Origin of the sequence: Pantoea sp. EA-12, assembly GCF_030053355.1 — a bacterium.
Lineage (GTDB): Bacteria > Pseudomonadota > Gammaproteobacteria > Enterobacterales > Enterobacteriaceae > Pantoea > Pantoea vagans_C.
The window spans coordinates 152,074-174,846 of the sequence record NZ_JASGBY010000006.1 but is presented as its reverse complement, the minus strand read 5'-3'; the positions used below and the strand labels follow the sequence as shown (position 1 = coordinate 174,846).

Genomic DNA, 22,773 nt, shown 5'->3' with positions numbered 1-22,773 from the left:
TTCTTATCAGCGATTCTAAACGACAAAACCTCCATTAGGCGGTTTTGTCTGAATTTGGTTTAAGGCCGGGATCAAAAGTGGTTAACTAGTCTTGAACGAGATGCCTAAAATTCTGGAATGACTCTTCCACTAAAATATTTACATGACAGAACACTTCATACTCTGACTGTCGGTCATAACGGAAAAAACGTGAGATCACGATTCCCCTGAAAGAGCTGAGTGTCTCGTTCTCTTCTGGATTTCCACCGATTTCTACGTAATCACCTACTGAAGGGATAAACATCACCGGAGTTTATTCACCAGAGGTCTGAATAACACTTCCTGCAGGGGTCGGCGTTTCTTCACCACGTCGTTTGTACTGAAAATCGATACTGTACGTTATTTCCAATTTTACCTCTGGATGCCATCCGTTCGAATTGTCCACGCGGACTAAACAAGCTTTGGAAGAAGATAATATCAAAGATAATATTCAGGAATAAATAGTGAAAAGTGCGAATTTTTTATATGGTTTTTTTAATGTTATCTTGCAAAGACAATTCATTAGGATGAACAGTAAAAAGCTCTCTGTCAATTGTTAAAAAACGATGCTGCAACGTCTTATTGTTGCTAATGCAAATTTTTATTAACACATACCGACAGTTTACCGCTTCGCTTTATTTCAATCCAAGGTCAACACTCGCAGCAAATTGTATTACTGATGCGTTGCGTTGCCATTGTGTGATTATTTCTACTAAAAAACAGGCTCATTTTTTTGCACTGAGCCTGCCTGTCACCAAGGTAAGTTTAATCAGAGCAACTCACATGGCTGTTCCGCTGAATGACTTACAGCCAATCAAAGCGCAGCAGCGAAGGCGGCTACATCGCGGTTAAAGCGTGCCGACTCCTCAATAAACGGAGCATGACCGGAGTGGCTATAAATACGCGTTTGAATAGCGGGATTCACCTGCTTCGCTCTTTTCAGCGATGCCGCAGGATTAATCAGCGCGTCATGTTCACCGTATATAAACAGTAACGGTACGCGCACGTGTTTAAGTCCTTGCGGCAATGGGATTGTCATCGACATCACCGCACGCTGCATGGACCAGGAAGCCATTGCAGCATTCGCCAGCAGGCGTTCAAAGGTTTCGCTGTCTGGTTGCTGATAGAAGCAAAGCCGCAAGAAGGCGCGCTCGCCATCGAGATGCGTTTTTAAATCTGCCGAGATCATGTCGCGATAAACGTTGTCATGCGCGGGGATTAACGCCGGGGTAAGTTCCACCACTCCGTCAGCATTGATTGCGCCACTGATTTGATGGTCACCAAATGCCGCCAAATAATTGGTTATGACCGCGCCGCCAAGCGACCATCCCACCAGCAGTGGATTTCGAGCGTGGCGTTGATCAATCACCGCCTTGAGATCGTCTGCCCAACGCTTGCCATCGCTATAGGCTACTGCCTGCTGTGGTTTGTCGGAAAGTCCATGCCCGCGAAGATCATAGGTTATCAGGCGATAGCGCTGTAGCTGCGGCTCGTTGAGCTGTTTTTCCCAGTTAAGATGGCTGCCCAATAAGCCATGAATAAAGATAATGGGTAAACCTTCAGGATTGCCTGACTCCTGTACCGCGATCCGCACGCCATCGGGGGCGGTGACGGTGTAGTGCTTTTCCGCAGCAAACAGTGCGGTAGAAAACAGCATGATGAACAGTGCACACAGCGTGCGTGATAGGTGTAACAGCATAAAAAGCCTCCTGATATGAATGATTCCTGGCTATCCTGAACCCTGACACTGGTGTCAGAGTCAAGCCCCCTATTGGAGATGATCTATGCAGTTGGCGATTGGAGAGGTGGCGAAACAATCAGGCGTCAGCGTTCGGGCAATCCGTCACTATGATCGGCACGGGTTACTGACTTCAAAACGTGCCTGTAATGGATATCGTTATTTTCCTCCGCAGGCAGTAACACAGGTGCGTCAGATTCAACGGCTCATCAATATCGGTTTTAGCATTGCTGAAATCTGCTCCTTTCCTGATTGTATGCTGATGGTCGAAGGCGCGGCTTTCTGCCCTGAAACCCAGGCATTACAGTACCAGCGGTTGGAGGATATTGAGCGTCAGATTAGCGAACTGGAGTCACGGCGGACACGATTGATGGCGACGCTGACTGAGGGTATCGCGAAGTAGAACCCACATGATGATCCCTTTAATTCGGGCATTAAAATTCATAACTCAAAAATGATGAGTTCATTTCCGCGCTGATTCAGCGCCTAAAACAGGGAAGAGAGTGATGTTTCATCTGATTTTTAGCATACCGAGTTGGTATGTTATCGCACGATTCGTTTTCCCATTAGCCATGCCGTTAGTGTTGAAGATCATCCTATCTTTGGTGGTTTTACTGGCTTCTCAATATCTATTAATTAGCCGATTTACCCCGGGCGGCATTTTCTCACCAGAAATGCCACGTGCCGTCACCATCCTGTTCAGCTGGGCCTTTGGCACAGTGCTACTGCTCGCGTTCACTCAAATATTGATTGATGTGGTGACACTCATTTCCCTGCTGGTGCGGCACCCGCTGCAGATGACACCAGGCATACGATATGGCGCTGCGCTTTTAACCATGGTAGTGGCGGCTGTGGGCGTCCATCAGGCCATACGCGTCCCCGCCGTAAAAGAGGTGACGATAAAAATCGATAATCTGCCGCGCGAGTTTGAAGGCTACCAGCTGCTTCAGCTCACCGACCTGCATATCACCAAAGTGTTCAACGCCGCATGGACCGCAGCCATGGTGAAAAAGGCCATGACGCTGAATGCTGACCTGATCCTGGTAACGGGCGATGTCATAGATGGCACCCTGGAAAATCGCAGAAATGACGTGGAGCCGCTGCGAGGGTTACATGCGCCGGACGGCGTTTATGCCATCACTGGCAACCATGAGTATTTCTTTGAACAGCAACGCTGGACCGATCATCTTGCAGCGTTAGGACTGCAACCTTTGCTCAACAGCCATACCCTCATTAAACGCGGCGACGCGGAGCTAGCGATCGCCGGTCTGCCCGATGTTTCAGCCTCCCGCAGAGATGCCACTGGCCCTAACCTTGAGCTGACGCTGGAGGGTGTTCCTGCTGACGCTCCGGTAATCTTGATGGATCATCAACCGCGCAATGCGCGCCAGAACGCAACGCACAAAGTCGATTTGCAGCTATCTGGTCACACCCACGGCGGACTGATCGTCGGTTTTGACCGCTTGTTTGCAAAACCCAACGCGGGCTTTGTCTCAGGCCTTTATGATGTGGATGGCATGCAACTCTATGTGAATAACGGCACTGCGCTCTGGCCAGGCATGGCAATACGACTGGGACGCCCTTCTGAACTGACGCGGATTACGTTGCAGCGGAAAGAGTGAAGTTTTGAGTCATATCTTCTAAAAAACTTTGAGAAGAATGTGCATAGCCATGAGCCTATTATGCGAGGCTCATGGCTTGTATTGAGCCAACAAGGACTAAAAACGTTTAATCATATGGAAATCAGAAATTTCTTTGGAGCCCAAAACATCATCAGAATATGTTTAATTGGCGCCGCAGAGAGGGTCAGGTTTATAGCAGGTATTCAAAACAGAAAGATCAACGGTTCTTGCCGCTCGGTCCAGGTCATAAGCCGCTTGAATACGAAGCCACATGGCGGGCGTACTTCCAATTACCGCTGATAACTTTATGGCCATCTCTGGAGTGATTGCAGTCAAACCCGAAACCATTCGTGATGCTGTAGAAGGTGCAATCGCCAAAGCACGTGCTAGCTCGCGCACACCAATATCAAGGTCTTCCATGATATCGGAAATGATTTCACCCGCGTGTGGGGGATTATGCAGAGTCATCAGTGATAATCCTCATAATTAAGAATGTAAGCGTCACCTGTTCTAAACAATACAACACCTTGCATCAAGGTGTTGCTTCAGCTTATCAAAAGCCAGGTTATCTATAGACACAGACATTCATTTCAAAAATTACTTTTTCGCTCCTTTGACTTGCCTATGCGCGGCTGGCCAATCCAAAGCGGCTTTGCAGCACAGCATCAATTTCATCTTCCGCCAGCTGCTGCTTTTCCACGCCATTCGCCGTCACCGTTTTCAATATATCTCCCAGCAGGATCATCCGCCCCTCTGGACGATGCTGCACAATGAGTCGTTTCTGCACAAAAATCGCATCAGGATGGGTCGAATTGAGGTAATTCGCCGGGGCAAAGTCAATCCACTCTTGCGGTGACAGGTCAAAGCCGTATTGGTTACACCACTCCCCTTCTACCTTCGCCTGCAGCAGATACTCGCCATGCGCGTCACAGGTGAGTTTGAACGTATCGAAATCCTGTTTAATATCGTTATTGAGCTGATCTAAGGCTATGGGTGCGCGGATGCCGTAGCTACCAAACCCGAGATCGCACAGCCACTGGCGGCCATCAACTTCAGCAATGATTGCCATGTGGGTTTTGGGACGGCGCACCGGGTAGAACATCGGCCTTGCTGCCACAAAACGGTAGGGAATACCTAACGCTTCCAGCGCCATGGCGAACAGCCCGTTGACCTCATAACAGTAGCCCCCTCTCCCCTGAAGCAGAATCTTGTCACTGATCTCTTCAGGCACCAGCGAGACAACTTTTCCTGCCTGAACGTCGAGATTCTCAAACGGCACGGAGAAAAGTTGATGACGCATAATGGCGTGCAGCGTGGCGGAATCGGCGGCTGCAGGGCCGGTGTAATTGATGCGGCGGAAATAGCGGGAAAGGTCGAAGTTATCGCAATGCATAGTGCCTCCTTGTCTGGTTCATGCCCGACACTATAGATGGCACTCATCATCGTCTGTATAGTCAGATTCATTGAAAATCAGACTGCACAGATCGACATGCCCGCCTCGTCATTATCGTCCCCACATTACCGCCGCATTGCTGAGAGTCTGCGACACACCCTCGCCTCCGGTGCGCTGCGACCCGGCGATCGTATGATCTCCGCACGCAAACTGGCCGAACGCGAACAGGTAAGTCTGCCAACCGCTCTGGAAGCCCTGCGTTGTCTGGAAGCGGAAGGATTGATTATTGCGCGTCCGCGCTCAGGCTACTTCGTCACTCCGCGAAACACCGAACGGCAAATGCAGCCGGCGCTGTCGGGCCCTGTGCCCGTGACCTTGTCAGCTGTTGCGCGTTCACTGTTCAGTAGCGCAGAAAGCCGTTTGATACCGCTCGGCGCTGCGCTGCCCGATCCCCACTGGTTGCCGACGGAGACACTCCAGCGGGCGCTGCAATCGGCAGGTCGCCGTCTGGATGCGCATGGCCAAAGCTATAGCCTGCCACCGGGCCGGGCCGACCTGCGCAATAAGATAGCCACACGTGCCGCGCAATGGGGCGCACGCTTTAGCGCAGACGACCTTGTTATTACCGCAGGGGCGACCCAGGCGCTGCGTCTGGCACTGCGCGCCGTGTGTCAGCCTGGCGATGCCGTCGCGATTGAGCAGCCCGCCTACTTCGGCACACTCCTGCTGCTGGAGGATTTGGGCCTGAAGGCACTGCAAATCCCCACCGATCCCATTGAAGGATTGCTGCTGGCACCGCTCGCTGACGCCATTAAACGGCATCGACCCGCTGCCGTACTGGCCTCGCCTACCGTGCAAAACCCGCTGGGTGCCAGTATGCCGGTCGCGCGTAAGCAGGAGCTTGTGGCGTTACTTGAACGTGCAGGCATCCCGTTGATTGAGGACGATGTGTATGGCGATCTCGCTGGCGAAGGACAGCGTCCTCCTGCCTGCAAGGCCTTTGATCAGAGTGGCAATGTGATTTACTGCAGTTCGCTGTCCAAGACACTCGCGCCCGGCTGGCGCATAGGCTGGATTGCCGCCGGCCGCTATCACACCCAGGTTTTGCAAGCGCGCATGGCGGGCGACTGGGCGGGCGCGCCGTTACTTGAAGCCGCCGCCAGCGACGTACTGGCTAGTGGGGACTACGATCGGCACCTGCGACGTTTGAAAGTTCGCGTTGCAGAAGGTGTGCGCACCGTCATCGCACGGGTTGAAGCGAGTTTCCCGCCTGACACACGCGTTACTGCACCGGAAGCCGGTTTTTTGCTGTGGGTTGAACTTCCGCATCCGATCAATGCGCTGGAAGTTCATCGTCGCGCGCTGGCGCTGGGTATTGGGGTTAGCCCTGGACCGCTGTTTTCACCGGGAGCAGAGTTACAGAACTTCCTGCGGTTAAATTGTGCCAACGAACCAACAGCACAGCTGCTCAATGCTGTGGACCAGATCGGGGCGATTTGTCACACATTGATGGCCTGATTTTTATATGGCGCATCAGAAATAAATGCCGGGCCTATCAGGCCCGGCTCATGTCAGAACTCGACTCGTGCCCCTAAGTTATAACGTCTGCCCTCCAGCATCGCCGACTGATTGTAGGACGTTTTATAAATCGGGTTTGCATCGAACAGATTATAAATACCCGCCATCAACGTAATATTTTTATTCAGATGATAGCGCGCACCCAGATCAACCAATGCATAAGCTTCGGTAGAGCTGGACTTGCCAATGTCCGGAGAATTACTGCGCCAGCTTGTCTGCGTCCACAACTCCAGATCGCTCATCGCCATCCAGTTCACCGAGAGATTGGCCATGCTGGTCGGGAAGTCACTCAACGCGTATCCCTTGTACTCACCGCTTTTCTGCTCACTGTGGGTATAGGTGTAATTGGCGTTAACCTTCAGGTTTGATGTGGCCTGCCAGTCACCGTTCAGCTCTAACCCATAGATTTCAGCGTCGCTGACGTTGAAATATTGCGAGACGCTCTCGGCAACATAGCCATTGTATTCGCACTGCTGCGTGGCCGACTGGGTACAGATGGTGTAATCGCTGATCTTATCTTTAAATTTTGTGTGGAAAATGGTGGCATCCAGCGCCAGGGCATCCTGCTGCCAGTAAAGCCCCAACTCGGTATTGATACTCTTTTCCGGTTTGAGTTCATCGTTGCCGATGCCAATGTAGGAGTATGGATAGGCGCCATATACGCTGGTAAAGCCTGCATTGTTTTCACGCAAATCCGGCTTTTTATAACCCGCTGAAACGCCTCCTTTAAGCGACCAGTTTTCATTCAGTGTCCAGTTGCCATAAAGTTTAGGCGTGACGTGGTAACCGAAGTAACTGTCATGATCCAGACGAGCAGAGGTTGTCAGCGTAAAGTCAGGGACGATCATCCATGCGTCTTCCGCGAATAATGCCCAGCCATTACGGGATATTTTGCTAACCGGTGTGACGCCAGGCGCCACCTTATCCTCGACATCAAAGGTGTCATTCAGCTCATTACGGGTGAAGTTCGCCCCCAGCGTGAGTTTGTGATCGCCTAAAGTGAAGGTGTTGGCGCTGTTCGCTTCAAAGTTACGCTGCTCAATGAACTGAGGTGACATCTCAGGAACACGATATTCCGTGCGTGCCTTTTCATAGCTAATGAAGTTTTTCGCTTCAATCACGTCGTTGGCATACCAGGCATGCTGCGAGAGCGAAGCTGCATCACGATCAAAGCCCCAGTACCATGGACTGGCGGCTCTGTGAGTTTTTTCCTGATGCCCGCGAGAGGCACTCAGATCCCAGAGTTGAGTGTCGGTCGGAGACATGGAAACCGTGGCATCAAGATTCCCAGACTGATGCTTTACGAAGCGTTCATCGTTTTGGCTGTCATCATCACGGCGATCAAGATAGTCAGCACCCACACTCACACCCAGTTTGCCTGGAATAATCGGCCCCATAACGAATGCATTGGTCTGATTGGTATTACCGTACTCACTTTTTTCCTGCAGGAAGTAATTATCCTCCAGTACTCCTGTCCATTTATCGAGGTTATAAGCTTTTTTAGTAATGACGTTGACGACACCACCAATCGAGTCGGAACCATAGAGTGAGGACATCGGTCCGCGAATCACCTCAATACGCTCAATCGCCGCCAGCGGTGGCATAAATGCAGCTTCGGTTCCGATGTGATGGCCGTAAGGGCGTGACTCACGGGTGGCCTGTTTAATGCCATTCACCATGTAAGAGGTATAGGTCGAGTCCATCCCGCGCATCTGAATATCGCCGGTTGCCAGGCTGCCGTGTCCATTGCCGACCAGCACACCCGGGATTTCGCGTAGCGCTTCCGTGACATTCTGATTAGATCGGGTGTTTAACTCCTTCTCACCGACCACTGAAATACTCGCTGGCGCGTCCCGTCGTTCCTGACTGAAGCCAGAAGCGGTCACAACAAGATCATTCTCGTTATTCGAGGTGTTGTCCTGCGCATAGCCGACAACGGGGAGAGGGCTCAGGGCGATCGCAATCGCCACGGCCAGGCGTGTTTGGTTTTTCACAGCAAAATCCCTTTTAAAATTGGTTTAAATCGATCTTAAGGACGTAATCGTCTTTATTGGTTTTTTCGTCCTGCTTCACGCTGACGTAAAGCGTGCTGGCATCGGGTGTAAGCACCAGGCTGTTGGGCATGCCAGAGGTATCTATGGTGTGCTTCACCTGATAATTGCTGGCGTCAATGATGCTGATTTGACGCGCGTTGCGGTGGGTGACATAGATTTCACTGCGGGTAGCGTTGAAGAGCACCGCAATAGAGTTGGGTGTGGGTATGCGGTGCAGAAGCTTGCCGGAATCCATTTGGACCACCAGCACGTCACGTGTATTGGTGTCCGCGATATAGCCAAGTCCCTCGCGTGTATTGAGGGCGATATTCAGGAAGTAGTGATTAGTTTCTGCAGGGTCGACTTTCACCTTCGAAATGAGATCGGAGGAGATGCCATCCAATGTCATGATCTCGCCTTTTCCGGTAACGGCATAAACTTTATTACCCGCTTCATCGACTGCAAAGCCAACCGGCTCCATGTTATCGAGCGTTTTAATAACCTGTTGTTTTTGCGTATCGACAACCCAGAGCAACCCTTTGTCTTTTCCACCGATACCCGACACATATAGACGATGATGTTTTTTATCCAGAACGACTTCACGCACATGGGCTTTTTTTTCCGCAACGGCATCATCGCTTAACTGCAGCGTGCGGAGTTCTTTTCCGGTACGACTATCCAGCAGGGTGACGGAACCATCCAGCGCGTTACCGAGATACAGGATATGGCTCTCTTCATCGAGTGCCGCGGAAAAGACACGACGATTTGTGGGGATTTTCTTATCAATCCGCAACGTATCGGCAGCCAGTTCAAACACCATCCCCGCCCTTTTATCCTCGTCAAACGAGGGCGATGAAGCGGCGAACAGGGCGTTACGCTCCTTCACATAGGCCATTTCATATACACCATGGCCTAAAGGTTGCGTCTTAAAATCCATTTCATTCATAGCCTTAGCCATCCCGTAGGAAGATAACAGCAGTTGCGAGACTGCGAGGGAGAGTAGAGTACGCTTTGTAATTTTTTTGATAAGCATGAGATATTTATTTACAGTTAATTACACGAAACGGAATGATAATCACTATCAGTATCGTTATCAATAAAGATTATTTACCGATCGCTGAATCTGCTTAACTGCTGCTGTCTGGCAACTGTACACGGCACGGAAGGCATGGCTAGCGTATGGTTAAGGTCTGTTTCAAGCACCTGGGATGGAAAAATGATGGACGAGGGTTGTATATCGGGAACTGTTTAGTACCAAAATTTCATGAAACTTCTGGCTTCGAAATAACAAGGAAGACGCTATGTTGCGCCGATTTTTTAATTACTACCTTCCCTACAAACGTCTATTTTTTCTGGACTTTGGTTGCGCCATTGTCGCCGGGTTGCTGGAACTCTCCTTTCCCATGGCAGTCAGGATGTTTATTGATAAATTACTCCCTGCGCAAAACTGGGAGCTCATCCTTCTTGCCTCGTTGGCATTATTAGCCATCTATCTGATTAACACTGGCCTTATGGCCATCGTGAATTACTGGGGACATGCATTAGGTGTCGGTATTGAAACGGATATGCGACGGGAAGCTTTTGAACACCTGCAAACCCTTTCGCTCCGTTATTACGATAATACGAAAACCGGTCATATCATCACGCATGTGACCAAGGACCTTGAAGAAGTCGGCGAGATAGCCCATCACGGTCCGGAAGATCTGTTCCTTGCCGTGATGACCTTTATCGGCGCATTTATTTTGATGGCCAATGTGCATCTTAATCTGGCATTGATCACGCTGGTTCTTGTGCCCGGCATGGTCTGGCTGGTGAGCCGTTACGGCCGGCAGATGACGCAAACATGGCAAAATCTTTTTCATCAGGTGGGAAATTTTAATACCCGCATTGAAGAAAGCATCGGGGGGATTCGCGTCGTCAAAGCTTTTGCCAACGAACAGCAGGAAACCCGACTGTTTGCCAAAGATAACGCGCTCTATAAAAAGACCAAACTGCGCGCTTACCGGATTATGACCACCAGCATGACCCTAAGCTACCTCTCAACGCGCTTAACCCAGTTGGTCATCATGGTGGCTGGCACGGCTTATGTGCTGCGAGGCGAGTTGAGCTATGGCGGTTTTGTCGGTTTTCTTTTGCTCACCGAGGTCTTCTTCCGCCCGGTTGAAAAAATCTCTGCGGTGCTGGAAAGCTATCCAAAAGGGATCGCGGGGTTTCGCCGTTTCACTAACTTAATCGATACCCTGCCTGATATTGTTGATCGACCCGATGCCCAGGCCGTTACGGCCCTCAAGGGGGACATCGTTTTTGATCATGTCACTTTCGGTTATAGCCACACTCAACCGGTATTGAAAGACATCACGCTGACGATCAAACCCGGGGAAACCGTGGCATTCGTAGGGCCAAGTGGAGCAGGCAAAACAACGCTTTGTGCACTGATCCCACGATTCTACGATGTGCAGGATGGCGCCATTCTTATTGATGGAGTTGATGTCCGCGACTATCAGCAACGCGCATTACGAAATCAGATAGGCATAGTGCAACAGGATGTCTTTCTGTTTGGCGGCACCATCCGCGAAAATATTGCGTATGGCAAACTGGACGCCAGTGAAAGTGAAATCTGGCAAGCCGCGAAGCGTGCCCATCTCGATAGTCTGATACAAAGCCTGCCTGACGGATTAGATACCGTCGTGGGTGAACGTGGGGTGAAACTCTCTGGAGGTCAAAAACAGCGTCTGTCGATTGCCCGCGTATTCCTGCGTAATCCCCCAATTTTGATCCTTGATGAGGCCACCTCGGCGCTGGACACGGCCACCGAGCAATCTATTCAGCAATCGTTGAATGAACTTTCGCAAGGCCGCACTTCACTGATCATCGCTCATCGTCTATCGACCATTCAACATGCTGACCGCATCGTGGTGGTGGGTGAGCAGCAGATCCTGGAGGAAGGCAGCCACGATGCGTTAATGGCTAAGCAAGGTGTCTACGCCACGCTTTATCAGGCACATCTGGCGGGAAAATCGCTGCCGGCTAACGCATAAAATGAGAAGGAAATAACACAGACATCAATATAATAAGTGCGCTAATTATCATGAAGAGATTTCCATGCGCGAACACATTAAACTTTTGAGCCGCCAATGTGCGGCTATTTTATTTTTTGCCATTTTTATAACCCTGATGATGTCGTCGATCTATATAGACGTAAACTGGATGCATAACGCTTTGCATGAATCATCAATAACTGAACTTGCTCAGGAAGTGATGCTGGCTTTAATTGCAGGTGGTTTTTTCTTTTCGGCGTCACGCCGTCCTGAGCTACGCGGTGCGCTTATTCTCATCGGCGGTTTTTACACATGTATGTTAATCAGGGAACTCGATTTTATCTTCGATATGATATTTCATGGCAGCTGGGTCATTTTTGCGCTGCTGACAGCATTGGCAAGCCTGGCAACTGCAATGAAAGCGCCAGAAAGCATTCTTTCAGGATTGGTCAGATTTACCGGGCACAAAACCTGGCTGATGACAGCTACAGGATTATTAATCGTACTGGTATTTTCCCGGTTATTTGGTATGCATCAGCTGTGGCAAAATCTTATGCTGGACGGCTATAACCGCGTGGTAAAAAACATGGCGGAAGAAGGTACAGAGCTATTGGGTTACAGCATTTGCTTCCTGGCATCTGCCAACTACATATGGTCGACGCGACCCGCTGTAGTGCAGGATAAAATAAGTGATGACGATGCTTACCGCGACCATGCGCAACCGCCCTTCCGTCACTCAACGGACGCACGGCACCCGCAATAAAGCTAATCAGGATAATCGGTGCGCATTTATGCGCACCTCACGATAATCACGGTTATCCGAGTGGATTTCGCCTGATGGCGAAACGAACAAGGATCAGGGTTCAATTTCGAACGGCCCGGTATAATCGAAGTAACCGTTATAACAATCTAAATAAACATGCGCAGAGTAATGCCCTTTCTCGCCAAATACCTTCAGTTCACCAGACCAACTGTTGTCGGAAAACGTTGGGTTTGTCTCAAACCGAATGCTGGACAATCCAATCGAATCCATTCCTTCACCCTCAGCGGCCGTTCTGAACCATGACTTGATGAAACTGGTTTTGATCTGTGAGTCAGTCAGCTTTGTACATTCTTGTTGATACTCTTTACTTGCCGGAATAGCTTTGTTGAATGCCAGGAGTATGAAAAGTAATAACAGTGTGAGAACAACACCGATTAAAATCATGGAGAGGGGGTAAAGCAACTTCTTCATGTTCACGAAATCCTTGTGAGTTTTAAGAAAAGCAGAAATTCAAAAAAATTATAGCCGTTTTGTATCGCAGTGTATCTTTCTGCCGAACGCATACACCGCGTTGCACAACCCACCGTTCTGAACATATTCCACGTACATTGCCGTGTTCTTCTGTACGCACTCAACAACTGCGTAGAGATAACCCGATGTTAACCCGACTCCTGATTTCATCTTTCCTGATGGCCGCTTCGGCGACCTGTGCCTGGGCCGAAAAACTCAACGACCTCGGCGCCGCAGATGTACTGGGCGCTGCCGCCGTGGCACCACTCGATAATCCACAGCCTCCGGCGGAATTGATCGTGGACGCGCCGTTAGCGGGACCGCTGCGCAAGGGCGCGGTGTTCATCCAATATCGCGCTGAAAACCTGCGCATCGAGCCGGTTTTCGGTCCCGAAGCGCTAAAGGTGACTCCACGCATTGGCCATATCCACGTAATCGTTGATAGCAACCCGTGGCACTGGGCGGATACCAGCGGCGAACCGATCATTTTGGTTGGACTGCCCGCTGGGCCACATAAGGTGAAGATTATTCTCGCCGATCCCACGCATAAACCTATCGATAGCAAAACCATTCACTTCATCGTGCCTGCGCAAGCTGCACATCATTGATTATTTGAGGAAAACATCATGAAGAAGATCGTCCGTCAATCGCTGCTGGCTGCACTGGTGTTAACCGCAACGACCTCTGCCTTTGCCGCCACCTCAACGGAAACGGATTACGTTGCCGCTTTTAATACTATTCATCAGGTGAAAGCAGGCGTGCTGAACGTCGGTTACGTCGATATCGGTCCACGCGATGGGCAGGCCGTGATTCTGCTGCATGGCTGGCCGTATGACATCCAAAGCTATGCCAACGTCGCGCCACAACTGGCGGCAAAGGGTTATCGCGTCATCGTGCCTTATCTGCGCGGATACGGCAGTACGCATTTCCTCTCCGATAAAACCCCGCGCAATGGCCAGCCTTCGGCGCTGGCTGCCGATACGGTGGCATTGATGGATGCGCTGGGCATCAAACAGGCGGTGTTTGGCGGCTTCGACTGGGGCGCACGCACGGCGGATATTGTGGCGGCACTCTGGCCTGAACGCGTGAAAGCATTGGTCTCAGTGAGCGGTTATCTGATCAGCAGCCAGGACGTTGGCAGAAAAGCTTTACCGCCGCAGGCGGAATTGCAGTGGTGGTATCAGTTCTATTTCGCGACTGAACGCGGCGCGCAAGGCTATGCGAAAAACACCCATGATTTTGCCAAACTGATTTGGCAGCAAGCCTCACCGGGCTGGAAATTTAGTGATGCCACCTTCAACGTGAGCGCTAAAGCACTGGATAATCCCGATCAGGTGGCGGTGACCCTCAGCAACTACCGCTGGCGTCTTGGCATGGAAAAAGGCGAGCAAAAGTATGATGCTTATGAGAGAAAGTTAGCCACCTTGCCGGTGATTAACGTGCCAACGATTACCATTGAAGGAGACAACAACGGTGCGCCACATCCGGCACCGCAGGCGTATCGCGCCAAATTCAGCGGCAAATATGAGCATCGGACGTTCACCGGCAACATCGGACATAATCCACCAGCGGAAGATCCGCAGGACTTTGTCAAAGCGGTGGTCGATGCCGCTGCGCTATAACAATGATTTTTCAGGGCCGGTATCCATGATGCCGGTCTTTTTTGCGTAGGTTGAAAACAGGAGGTTGTTTTGGAGCACATTGATCACATCCTGGTTGTCGATGATGACCGGGATATCCGTGAACTGATTACCGATTACCTCATCAAGTCCGGCTATCGTGCGACGGGCGCTGCCAATGGACGGGAGATGCGCGCGATGTTATCAGCGAATGCTATCGACCTGGTGGTGCTCGATATCATGATGCCAGGCGATGATGGCCTGACATTGTGCCGTCAGCTGCGCAGCGATCCCCAGCGAAACTTGCCGATTCTGATGCTCACCGCGCGCAGCGAGGATACCGACCGTATTCTTGGCCTGGAGATGGGTGCGGATGATTATCTGATCAAACCCTTTGTCGCCCGCGAGCTGCTGGCGCGCATCAAAGCCATTCTGCGCCGCACCCGCGCCTTGCCGCCTAATCTGCAAATCACCGAGGTCGGTCGCATTATCGCTTTTGGCGACTGGCAATTAGATACCTCTGCGCGACATCTCATCGATCACGAGGGCGTGATTGTGGCATTGAGTGGGGCTGAATATCGCCTGCTGCGCGTGTTTCTCGATCATCCGCAGCGTGTATTAAACCGCGACCAACTGTTGAATCTGACACAGGGCCGCGATGCGGAGTTGTTCGAACGTTCCATCGACCTGCTGGTCAGCCGCTTACGCCAGCGCCTGCGTGATGATGCGCGTGAGCCCGCCTACCTCAAAACGGTACGCAGCGAAGGCTATGTGCTGGCTGCACCGGTGATCATCAAAGAGGCGCATGAATGAAGCTGTGGCCGCGATCGTTGCTGGCGCGCCTGCTGATTATCGTGCTGGGTGGCTTGTTGCTGGCGAATGCCACCACCTTAGTGAGCTTGATGATCGAGCGTATGAGCAGTGCCAAAACGGTGATGCTCGGCAACCTCGAATATGATGTGGCAACCAGCGTCGCCATTCTCGACCGTCTCCCTGCGGCAGAGCGACCAGGCTGGCTGGCAAAACTGGAGCGCGGTAACTATCGCTATGAATTAACAAAAGGTTTACCTGGCCCTTATCCCAGTAGCTGGCGTGCACGGGATGCGGTCCGTTCCCTGCAGGAGAGCCTCGGTGGACGTTATCAGATGAGCATTCACGCCATTCCCGGCCCGCGAGAGCATATTCAGGTGCATCTGACACTCCACGATGGCGTGCCGCTGACGCTGGATCTCTGGCCGCGCATGCCCGCCATCGCGCGCTGGCTGCCAGCGGTATTGATCGGCCAACTGTTGCTGTTGCTGTGTTGTGCCTGGCTGGCGGTACGTCAGGTGGTGCGACCCTTTATGCGATTCACCCAGGCCGTCGAAGGGCTGAAACCCGCGTCAAACAGCGCGCAACTGATGCCAGAGAGTGGTCCGGAAGAAGTGCAACAGGCGGCGCGTGCGTTTAACGCCATGCAGACGCGCATTCAGGATCATCTAAAAGAGCGAGCCCAGATTCTGGCGGCGATCTCCCACGATCTGCAAACGCCGATTACCCGCATGAAGCTGCGCGTGGAGATGTCGGAACAGCCGGAATTGCGCGATAAATTACTCGGCGATCTCGATAACATGAGCCGCTTAGTGCGGGAAGGCATTGCCTATGCGCGCTCATCGGAAGTGCTGGAGGAAGCGCGGCAGGTCGTGAGTCTGAATGCGTTTCTCGACAGTATTGCCTGCGACTATCAGGACATCGGCAAAGCGGTCAATTTCACGCCCTGTCACGGCAGAGATAATTTTGCCGTCAGGCCTCAAGCGCTGCGCCGCATCATGACCAACCTGATTGATAACGCGCTGAAGTTTGGTAGCGAGGCTGGCATTGTACTGAGCGCGCCGCAAGGGGATCGGGTAGAGATTCACGTACTGGATAACGGACCGGGCATTCCTGAAGCGGAACTGCAGGCGGTGCTGGAACCCTTCTATCGCGTTGAGAGTTCGCGCAATCGTCACACCGGCGGCACTGGATTGGGTTTGGCGATCGCCACGCAGTTGGTGAGTCAGATGTCTGGTACGCTGCATCTATCTAATCGACCTGAAGGCGGGCTCGACGCCCACATCACTCTGCAACAAACCGATTTGTAGCCTTTTGTATCTGCGCCGCCCGTACACATACAGACTGACAATACGGGCGGTAACAGACACTTCGTGAACACATCAGCCTGGTTAAATGAGCGCACTGCTAAAGCACGCAGCCTTTTAACCACTGTCACGAGGTTCCTATGAAAGCATTGTCTCAACTCTTCGCCACCACCCTGCTGGCACTTTCTGTTACCCCCTTCGCGCAGGCCGATAATCTGCACTCGGTGGTACTTGTCCACGGCGCCTTCGCTGATGGAAGTAGCTGGAATCGCGTCATTGAACAACTGCAGGCCAAACATGATGAAGTGATTGCCGTACAGCTGCCGCTCACCTCATTGCAGGATGATGTCGCCGCCACGCAACGCGCCATTGCGCAGGCGCATGGCGACGTGGTGCTGGTCGGTCACTCATGGGGCGGTACGGTGATCACCGAAGCCGGTAATAACGATAAAGTCAAAGCGTTGGTATATGTCGCTGCCTTTGCGCCGGATAAGGGGGAATCCACGGCTGAACTGGCCGACAGCTATCCGGCTCCCCCAGGCAGCGCCGGGATCAGCAAAACGGCACAGGGATTTCTCACGCTCCCAGCCAATGTGGTAGCGCAAGACTTCGCGCCAGATGTGAAACCCGCACAGCAACGGCTGCTCGCCGTGACGCAAGGCCCCATCCGTGCCGCTGCCTTTGGCGACAAAGTGACGCAAGCCGCCTGGGGGGAAAAGCCGAGCTGGTATCTGGTCAGCAGCCAGGATCGCATGATCAACCCCGATCTTGAGCGTGCGATGGCGAAAAAAATTCATGCGCACGTGAGTGTCGTCGCGGCAAGCCATGTGTCGATGTTGAGCCAGCCGGATAGCGTGGTGCGTGTAATCACCGCTGCGGTTAACGCCCATTAAGGAGGCCGTATGTCTTTCATTATTGCTTTCTTTGCAGGCATGTTGACGTTACTCAGTCCTTGTACCCTGCCTGTGATTCCGTTTGTGTTTGCCAGCGTGCGCGGTCAAAAAGGGCAGTTGCTGGCACTGTTGAGCGGTATGGTGATGATGTTCACCGCCGTGGCATTGCTGGTGACAGTAGCCAGTGATTGGGTTGCCAGTGTCACGGCGGCTGGACGTTGGTTCGCGCTGGCCTTTCTGGCGGTAACCGCACTAACCTTACTGTCACCGCGTATTGCTCAGCATGTTACCCAACCCTTTGTGGCGTTGGGTAATCGCATGAATGATGCCAGCCATCGCCGTCGCGGTTTAACGGCAGCATTTTTGGCGGGGTTGGCGACCGGAATGCTGTGGTCACCCTGCGCCGGGCCGGTGTTGGGCGCAATTCTCAGCCTGGCCGTGGTGGGGAAGGACCCTGTCTCGGTTGGCCTTTTGCTGGCAGCCTATGGCAGCGGTGCGGCACTGATGCTGGCACTGCTTTACGTGTCAGGACGGGGATTAGTCACACGATTGCGGCCGGGTTTTGCATTCATTACACGTTTGCGCCAGGTGGCGGGGATATCCATGCTGGCAGCGGTCGCGCTGATCGCTAGCGGAACACAAGGTCAGTTACAGAATGGCCCTGCGTTTGCACAGCATCTGGAGCAGCGTCTCAGTGAGTGGACACCTCGACCCGCAACGACACCTCGCCTCGAACCCGTCGCGATGCCACAAACCCGCAGTACGCTGCCCTCGCTGGAAGGCGGCACTGCATGGCTGAACGGTACACCTGTTACCCCTGAGACACTAAAAGGCAAAGTGGTGTTGGTGGATTTCTGGACCTACGACTGTATTAACTGCCAGCACACCTTGCCGCATGTGCGTGACTGGGCCAACAAGTATCAGTCTCAGGGATTAGCGGTCATCGGCGTTCACACCCCGGAATATCCGTGGGAACGGGATGAGAAAGCGGTGAACCGCGCGATCAAACAGTGGCAACTGCCGTATACCGTGGTAGCGGACAATAACTACAGCATCTGGAATCGCTTTGGTAATCAATACTGGCCCGCACATTATATTTTCGATGCGCATGGTCAGTTGCGGTACACCGCCTCTGGTGAAGGTAATTATGCGGAGCAGGAACGCGTGATTCAACAGTTGCTCAAAGAGGCAAGGACGTAAATGCAGGTCGCCATTGCTGGCGACCTTGCTTGTACCGTCGCGATGATCGCAGGATGCGCATTTCTGCGCATCCTGATCAGTTTAAGCAATCGTCACCGCGCGCGGTTCCAGAAAGGCACTGATACCCCATTGCCCCATTTCCCGACCTATTCCGGAATGGCCAAAGCCACCAAAAGGCGCGCGGGGTTCGTGCGCCAGCGTATTGATCATCACCCGGCCCGCCAGAATCTGCTCGCCCACGTCACGCGCATGCTGCTCATCTGCGCCGATCACCAGCGCGGACAGGCCATATTCCGTATCGTTAGCGATCGCAATTGCTTCCGCTTCATCGCGATAGCTGATGAGGCTGAGCACCGGCCCAAAGATCTCTTCGCGGGCAATGCGCATCTGCGGATTCACGTCGCTGAACAGCGTGGGCTTGATATACCAACCGTGAGTTAACCCATCCGGTCGTCCCGCGCCCCCGCTCAACAGGCGCGCCCCTTCCTGCTCGCCAAGCTCAATATAGTGCTGTACCCGCTGCCACTGCTTTTCATTGATCATCGGGCCGATGGTGGTGCTGGCATCGACGGGATCGCCAGAATGCTGTGCCTCAACTTCTGCCGCCAATGCACGTTCGAACTCGGCTTTGCGGGCTTCAGGGACCAGAATTCGCGTGCCGGCAATACAGGCTTGTCCGCTATTGATAAATCCGGCCTGAACGGCAAGTTTTGCTGCGGTGGAGGCATCGGCATCCGGCAGGATCAGCGTCGGTGATTTACCTCCCAACTCGAGCGTGACGCGTTTGAACGTGTCGGCGGCCGTGCGCAAAATGGCTTTGCCTGTAGCGGTTGATCCGGTAAAGGATATTTTTGCCACCTTCTCACTGCGGCTGATGGCATCACCGACCTGAGCGCCGCGACCGGTGACGATATTGAACAGGCCATCAGGCAATCCGGCGCGATGTAGCGCTTGAGTGATCACCTCAGTTTGTAACAGGCTAAACTCACTGGGCTTGATGACCGTCGTGCAACCCGCTGCCAGCGCAGTCGCCAGCTTGTGGCAGATAAAGCCCGCGTTGCTGTTCCAGGGGGTAATGAGTCCGGCGACACCGAGTGACAGCATCTGGACACGAGCACGCCCGGCTTGCTGTATAAATGGATAAGTTTTCAGTTCTTCCATTACCTGGAGAATGACATCCGCGGGATAGCTGGCCATCCACTGCGATCGTGATGAGGGTGCGCCATACTCCTCCAGGATGGCGGCGTGCAGATCCGTTTCACAACTTTTTACGGCGTCATACATCTGCTCCAGCAGCGTGATACGCTGCGTCACCGAAGTGCGGGAAAAGGCGGGAAACGCTGCATGCGTAGCAGCAATGGCGCGTTCGGCATCCTGTTCATTTGCCAGACGCGCTTTGCCAATGACGCTGCCGTCGGCAGGCTTGATAATGTCCAGCCACTCGTCGCCGACAGGGGTAACAAAACGGCCATTAATGTAGATGTGTTCGATAACATGCATGACGCTGCTCCTGAGATGAATTGGCAGGAAAATTATCATGTTCTGTGTGCGGGAATAATCCGCTAATCCCTGCAAGGGGTATTACGTTTAACGGAATAATCAATGAGCCGAACAGGTATCACTGAACTGGAAATCATGCTGGCTGTAGCGCGGCGCGGTACCTTTAAAGGCGCTGCCAGCGAGCTGGAAATGTCCCCTTCCGCTGTCACTAACGCTATAGCCGCGCTGGAGAAACGTTTGGGCGTGCGTCTGTTCAACCGCACTACGCGCAGCGTGGCGCTGACGGATGCGGGTCGCCGCTTTATGCAGAAGATCGCGCCAGCGTTGGAAATTATTCGTAGCGCATCGGAGGAGGTAAGCAGCGAGCCTCACGATCCAGCCGGTATTCTGCGTCTCAATGTGCCCCCGGAGAGCTGCTCACTCTGGTACGAGTCGGTGCTTATCCCTTTTTTGCAGCGTTATCCGCGCATCCGCGTCGATATCTGCAGCCAGAGAGAGCGGGTGGATATTGTGGCCGAGGGATTTGATGCCGGGATTCGTCTGGAGGAGGATATTCCCGCCGATATGATTGCGGTCAAACTGACACCGGAATTGCGCATGATAGTGGTCGCAGCACCGGATTATCTTGAGCGCGTTCAGGCACCCACGCAGCCAGAGCAACTCAGCGAACACTCAACCTTGTGTATGCGCATGTCCGACGGCAGTCTTTATCGCTGGGAGTTGAGCCATCAGCAGCAATCCTACAAATTGCAGGGGGAACCCCGTTTTGCCGCGAGCGATTTAGCGTCCATGCACAAAGCGGCGCTAGCCGGATTAGGGATTGCCTGTTTGTCGGAACAACATATTGCGGTAGATGTGCAGGCAGGAAGGCTGGTGCGATTGCTGCCTGACTGGCATGTCAATCTGGGGGCGCTCTGTCTCTATTATCCAGGCCATCGGCTGGTGCCGCCTGCGCTGAGAGCGCTGACAGAGTTTATTCGCAGAGGGTGACGGTTATTATGAGGGAAGATTTTGTCTAAACCCTCATAAATATTATAATTAATTGTTTTATATTAAGTTTATCTTATTGCAGCTCGCGTCTTTATATTCTTTGATGAGATCGCCATCACAACATAAATAGAACTCATAGCTGACTAAATGAAAGGTATTATTCGGGATGCTAAGTGCGTGTCAGGATGAAATTAGAGGGACAAACAGGCAATAACCATTGAGAAATGCAGCAAAAAGAGTGTCTTGATGATTAATCTATATTCGACTGACGTACTGGCGGAGCAATTAATTTTCATCATCGCAATCAAAATTCTCTCGATGTACTGGTTGTCTTCCAATATTTTATGTCAATAAATTTGGTGTTACGAAAAATTACACCACCTCGGGTTAACCAGACACCGATGTTAATATCGCGTGTTTTTATAAAATTAAACCCCTCAACATCTGAAAACTTGAAACCATCGACACCTACACGGTGCTCAATAAATTAATATTATAAAATGGCAGGTGAGCAATGAAATTGGGATGGTACAGTAATCTAAACAGGGATGAGCGTAAAACATGGTGGGCCTGTCTTGGAGGATTCACGCTCGATTCGATGGATAGCACCATATACTCTCTGGTCATGCCCATATTATTGAGCCTTGCCATCTTGACAAAATCTGAAGCAGGTATTCTAGGATCAGCGTCATTAATTGGAAGTGCATTAGGCGGATGGAGCGCTGGCATGCTGGCCGATCGCCTGGGACGTATTCGTGTCATGCAGTTGACAGTTTTATGGGTGGCTTGCTTCACCGCATTAACCGCACTGTGCGGAGATTTCTGGCAATTTCTCATCGTCCGATTTCTTCAGGGACTGGGTTATGGAGGTGAAGTCGTTGTCGGCGGTGTATTGATCAGCGAAGTGATCCGGGCCAGCTATCGGGGACGTGTGGGTGCTTCCATTCAAAGTGGTTACGCCATTGGTTACGCAATCTCGCTAGCAGTCCTACCTGTGCTGCTCAATTTTTTCCCACAGCAGATAGCGTGGAAACTTTTTTTCCTGGCAGGAATTATCCCAGCCATTCTCGTTTGGTTTATTCGTCGTTTGGTGCCGGAATCGCCTGTCTTTTTGAGAAAAAAAGCAGAAAAGAATACAAGCAATGTTAGCGATATTTTCAAAGGTAAGAACCTACGCATCACTATTACCGCAACATTGCTAGCCTCTGGAATATTTGGCGGAGCCTATGTGATGATTACCTGGCTTCCGACCTATCTACGGATGGAATTAGGATTGCCGGTATTATCCATGTCTGGTTATCTGGCAATTAATATACTGGGGTCTTTGATAGGTCCGTTTCTATATGGAAGATTAAGCGACCGATTCGGTCGATGGAAAACCATTATCCTTTTCCTGGCGGGCCAAATAGCTGTGGTCAGTATCTATATGTTTGCTGATATCAGCCTGAATATTACATTGGTTCTTGGTTTTTTCCTGGGCTCCTTACAAGGCGGCTTGGCCTCTGGCTTAACTCCCGCATTCTCAGAGCTTTACTCGACATATATACGCGGAAGTGGAGCCGGTTTTTGTGCAAGTTTTGGTCGTGGCTTTGGTTCACTAATGCCTGCAATAGTAGGGATTGTATCCAGTCATATTCATCTTGGGTACGCAATGGGAGCCCTTGCGATTACTTCTTACCTCATAGGGATAGTCGCTGCGCTTTGCCTGCCTAATGCTACCGGTATTGATCTTGAAAATGTTTAAAATTAGTTTAAAACGGG

The 22,773-nt window shown here is 51.9% G+C and carries 20 protein-coding genes; 13 read left to right on the top strand and 7 right to left on the bottom strand.

The window, feature by feature from the left end:
• Positions 1–832: 832 nt before the first annotated feature.
• Positions 833–1,717 carry an alpha/beta fold hydrolase gene (locus tag QMZ30_RS11395; protein WP_283227456.1) on the bottom strand — a complete coding sequence of 295 codons (885 nt, stop codon included), beginning with the start codon at positions 1,715–1,717 and terminating at the stop codon, positions 833–835.
• 85 nt (positions 1,718–1,802) lie between these two features.
• Between QMZ30_RS11395 and QMZ30_RS11390 the strand changes: the two genes are divergently transcribed.
• Together QMZ30_RS11390 and QMZ30_RS11385 are read left to right on the top strand one after the other, a co-directional pair.
• Positions 1,803–2,159 carry a MerR family transcriptional regulator gene (locus tag QMZ30_RS11390; RefSeq protein WP_283227455.1) on the top strand — a complete coding sequence of 119 codons (357 nt, stop codon included), beginning with the start codon at positions 1,803–1,805 and terminating at the stop codon, positions 2,157–2,159.
• Positions 2,160–2,262: 103 nt separating this feature from the next.
• Entirely contained in the window at positions 2,263–3,378 is a 1,116-nt protein-coding gene (locus tag QMZ30_RS11385) for a metallophosphoesterase (RefSeq protein ID WP_283227454.1), read from the top strand.
• Positions 3,379–3,540: 162 nt separating this feature from the next.
• Here the strand turns inward: QMZ30_RS11385 and QMZ30_RS11380 are convergent, their stop codons facing one another.
• On the bottom strand, positions 3,541–3,846 hold the full coding sequence (locus tag QMZ30_RS11380) for a HigA family addiction module antitoxin (RefSeq protein WP_283227453.1): 306 nt from the start codon (positions 3,844–3,846) through the stop codon (positions 3,541–3,543).
• Between the two features lie 154 nt (positions 3,847–4,000).
• Positions 4,001–4,771 (bottom strand): arylamine N-acetyltransferase family protein, encoded by a 771-nt coding sequence (locus QMZ30_RS11375; protein ID WP_283227452.1) that lies wholly within the window; start codon positions 4,769–4,771, stop codon positions 4,001–4,003.
• 36 nt (positions 4,772–4,807) lie between these two features.
• Between QMZ30_RS11375 and QMZ30_RS11370 the strand changes: the two genes are divergently transcribed.
• Positions 4,808–6,289 (top strand): aminotransferase-like domain-containing protein, encoded by a 1,482-nt coding sequence (locus QMZ30_RS11370; RefSeq protein ID WP_283227451.1) that lies wholly within the window; start codon positions 4,808–4,810, stop codon positions 6,287–6,289.
• A gap of 53 nt (positions 6,290–6,342) precedes the next feature.
• Here the strand turns inward: QMZ30_RS11370 and QMZ30_RS11365 are convergent, their stop codons facing one another.
• Together QMZ30_RS11365 and yncE are read right to left on the bottom strand one after the other, a co-directional pair.
• Positions 6,343–8,343, bottom strand: coding sequence for a TonB-dependent receptor domain-containing protein (locus QMZ30_RS11365; RefSeq protein WP_283227450.1), 2,001 nt, complete (start codon positions 8,341–8,343; stop codon positions 6,343–6,345).
• A gap of 13 nt (positions 8,344–8,356) precedes the next feature.
• Complete coding sequence (gene yncE / locus QMZ30_RS11360; RefSeq protein WP_283227449.1) at positions 8,357–9,415, bottom strand: 7-bladed beta-propeller protein YncE; 1,059 nt, start codon at positions 9,413–9,415, stop codon at positions 8,357–8,359.
• A 268-nt stretch (positions 9,416–9,683) separates the two neighbouring features.
• Between yncE and QMZ30_RS11355 the strand changes: the two genes are divergently transcribed.
• Positions 9,684–11,420 (top strand): ABC transporter ATP-binding protein, encoded by a 1,737-nt coding sequence (locus tag QMZ30_RS11355; protein WP_283227448.1) that lies wholly within the window; start codon positions 9,684–9,686, stop codon positions 11,418–11,420.
• A gap of 64 nt (positions 11,421–11,484) precedes the next feature.
• A complete protein-coding gene (locus QMZ30_RS11350; protein ID WP_283227447.1) occupies positions 11,485–12,183 on the top strand; it encodes a hypothetical protein in 699 nt (232 codons plus the stop codon).
• A gap of 93 nt (positions 12,184–12,276) precedes the next feature.
• Here the strand turns inward: QMZ30_RS11350 and QMZ30_RS11345 are convergent, their stop codons facing one another.
• On the bottom strand, positions 12,277–12,654 hold the full coding sequence (locus QMZ30_RS11345) for a hypothetical protein (protein ID WP_283227446.1): 378 nt from the start codon (positions 12,652–12,654) through the stop codon (positions 12,277–12,279).
• A gap of 185 nt (positions 12,655–12,839) precedes the next feature.
• On the opposite strand from QMZ30_RS11345, the gene QMZ30_RS11340 reads away from it, so the two are divergent.
• The 6 genes from QMZ30_RS11340 to QMZ30_RS11315 all read left to right on the top strand — a co-directional run bounded on the left by QMZ30_RS11340 (position 12,840) and on the right by QMZ30_RS11315 (position 18,522).
• Entirely contained in the window at positions 12,840–13,301 is a 462-nt protein-coding gene (locus QMZ30_RS11340) for a DUF6130 family protein (RefSeq protein ID WP_502921474.1), read from the top strand.
• Between the two features lie 18 nt (positions 13,302–13,319).
• Complete coding sequence (locus tag QMZ30_RS11335; RefSeq protein WP_283227445.1) at positions 13,320–14,315, top strand: alpha/beta fold hydrolase; 996 nt, start codon at positions 13,320–13,322, stop codon at positions 14,313–14,315.
• 69 nt (positions 14,316–14,384) lie between these two features.
• Positions 14,385–15,125 carry a response regulator gene (locus tag QMZ30_RS11330; protein ID WP_283227444.1) on the top strand — a complete coding sequence of 247 codons (741 nt, stop codon included), beginning with the start codon at positions 14,385–14,387 and terminating at the stop codon, positions 15,123–15,125.
• Entirely contained in the window at positions 15,122–16,432 is a 1,311-nt protein-coding gene (locus tag QMZ30_RS11325) for an ATP-binding protein (protein ID WP_283227443.1), read from the top strand. The genes QMZ30_RS11330 and QMZ30_RS11325 overlap by 4 nt, the downstream gene beginning before the upstream one ends.
• A 137-nt stretch (positions 16,433–16,569) precedes the next feature.
• The gene (locus QMZ30_RS11320) at positions 16,570–17,322 is read left to right on the top strand and encodes an alpha/beta fold hydrolase (protein ID WP_283227442.1); all 753 of its coding nucleotides are present in this window, start codon (positions 16,570–16,572) and stop codon (positions 17,320–17,322) included.
• 9 nt (positions 17,323–17,331) lie between these two features.
• On the top strand, positions 17,332–18,522 hold the full coding sequence (locus QMZ30_RS11315) for a cytochrome c biogenesis protein/redoxin (RefSeq protein ID WP_283227441.1): 1,191 nt from the start codon (positions 17,332–17,334) through the stop codon (positions 18,520–18,522).
• 81 nt (positions 18,523–18,603) lie between these two features.
• Here QMZ30_RS11315 and QMZ30_RS11310 read toward each other — a convergent pair whose 3' ends face one another.
• On the bottom strand, positions 18,604–20,022 hold the full coding sequence (locus tag QMZ30_RS11310; protein WP_283227440.1) for an aldehyde dehydrogenase family protein: 1,419 nt from the start codon (positions 20,020–20,022) through the stop codon (positions 18,604–18,606).
• Positions 20,023–20,124: 102 nt separating this feature from the next.
• Between QMZ30_RS11310 and QMZ30_RS11305 the strand changes: the two genes are divergently transcribed.
• Positions 20,125–21,012, top strand: coding sequence for a LysR family transcriptional regulator (locus QMZ30_RS11305; protein ID WP_283227439.1), 888 nt, complete (start codon positions 20,125–20,127; stop codon positions 21,010–21,012).
• A 514-nt stretch (positions 21,013–21,526) separates the two neighbouring features.
• Positions 21,527–22,756, top strand: a complete 1,230-nt coding sequence (locus QMZ30_RS11300; RefSeq protein ID WP_283227438.1) for an MFS transporter — start codon at positions 21,527–21,529, stop codon at positions 22,754–22,756.
• The last annotated feature ends 17 nt before the right edge of the window (positions 22,757–22,773 follow it).

Bases quoted from the DNA above. Each gene is read 5' to 3' on its own strand.
- QMZ30_RS11380 (WP_283227453.1), bottom strand. From the start codon at position 3,846: ATGACTCTGCATAATCCCCCACACGCGGGTGAAATCATTTCCGATATC.
- QMZ30_RS11355 (WP_283227448.1), top strand. From the start codon at position 9,684: ATGTTGCGCCGATTTTTTAATTACTACCTTCCCTACAAACGTCTATTT.
- QMZ30_RS11300 (WP_283227438.1), top strand. From the start codon at position 21,527: ATGAAATTGGGATGGTACAGTAATCTAAACAGGGATGAGCGTAAAACA.
- QMZ30_RS11390 (WP_283227455.1), top strand. From the start codon at position 1,803: ATGCAGTTGGCGATTGGAGAGGTGGCGAAACAATCAGGCGTCAGCGTT.
- QMZ30_RS11315 (WP_283227441.1), top strand. From the start codon at position 17,332: ATGTCTTTCATTATTGCTTTCTTTGCAGGCATGTTGACGTTACTCAGT.
- QMZ30_RS11340 (WP_502921474.1), top strand. From the start codon at position 12,840: ATGTTAACCCGACTCCTGATTTCATCTTTCCTGATGGCCGCTTCGGCG.
- QMZ30_RS11370 (WP_283227451.1), top strand. From the start codon at position 4,808: ATGGCACTCATCATCGTCTGTATAGTCAGATTCATTGAAAATCAGACT.
- QMZ30_RS11335 (WP_283227445.1), top strand. From the start codon at position 13,320: ATGAAGAAGATCGTCCGTCAATCGCTGCTGGCTGCACTGGTGTTAACC.
- QMZ30_RS11350 (WP_283227447.1), top strand. From the start codon at position 11,485: ATGCGCGAACACATTAAACTTTTGAGCCGCCAATGTGCGGCTATTTTA.
- QMZ30_RS11305 (WP_283227439.1), top strand. From the start codon at position 20,125: ATGAGCCGAACAGGTATCACTGAACTGGAAATCATGCTGGCTGTAGCG.
- QMZ30_RS11310 (WP_283227440.1), bottom strand. From the start codon at position 20,022: ATGCATGTTATCGAACACATCTACATTAATGGCCGTTTTGTTACCCCT.
- QMZ30_RS11320 (WP_283227442.1), top strand. From the start codon at position 16,570: ATGAAAGCATTGTCTCAACTCTTCGCCACCACCCTGCTGGCACTTTCT.
- QMZ30_RS11395 (WP_283227456.1), bottom strand. From the start codon at position 1,717: ATGCTGTTACACCTATCACGCACGCTGTGTGCACTGTTCATCATGCTG.
- QMZ30_RS11345 (WP_283227446.1), bottom strand. From the start codon at position 12,654: ATGAAGAAGTTGCTTTACCCCCTCTCCATGATTTTAATCGGTGTTGTT.
- QMZ30_RS11325 (WP_283227443.1), top strand. From the start codon at position 15,122: ATGAAGCTGTGGCCGCGATCGTTGCTGGCGCGCCTGCTGATTATCGTG.
- QMZ30_RS11375 (WP_283227452.1), bottom strand. From the start codon at position 4,771: ATGCATTGCGATAACTTCGACCTTTCCCGCTATTTCCGCCGCATCAAT.
- QMZ30_RS11385 (WP_283227454.1), top strand. From the start codon at position 2,263: ATGTTTCATCTGATTTTTAGCATACCGAGTTGGTATGTTATCGCACGA.
- yncE (WP_283227449.1), bottom strand. From the start codon at position 9,415: ATGCTTATCAAAAAAATTACAAAGCGTACTCTACTCTCCCTCGCAGTC.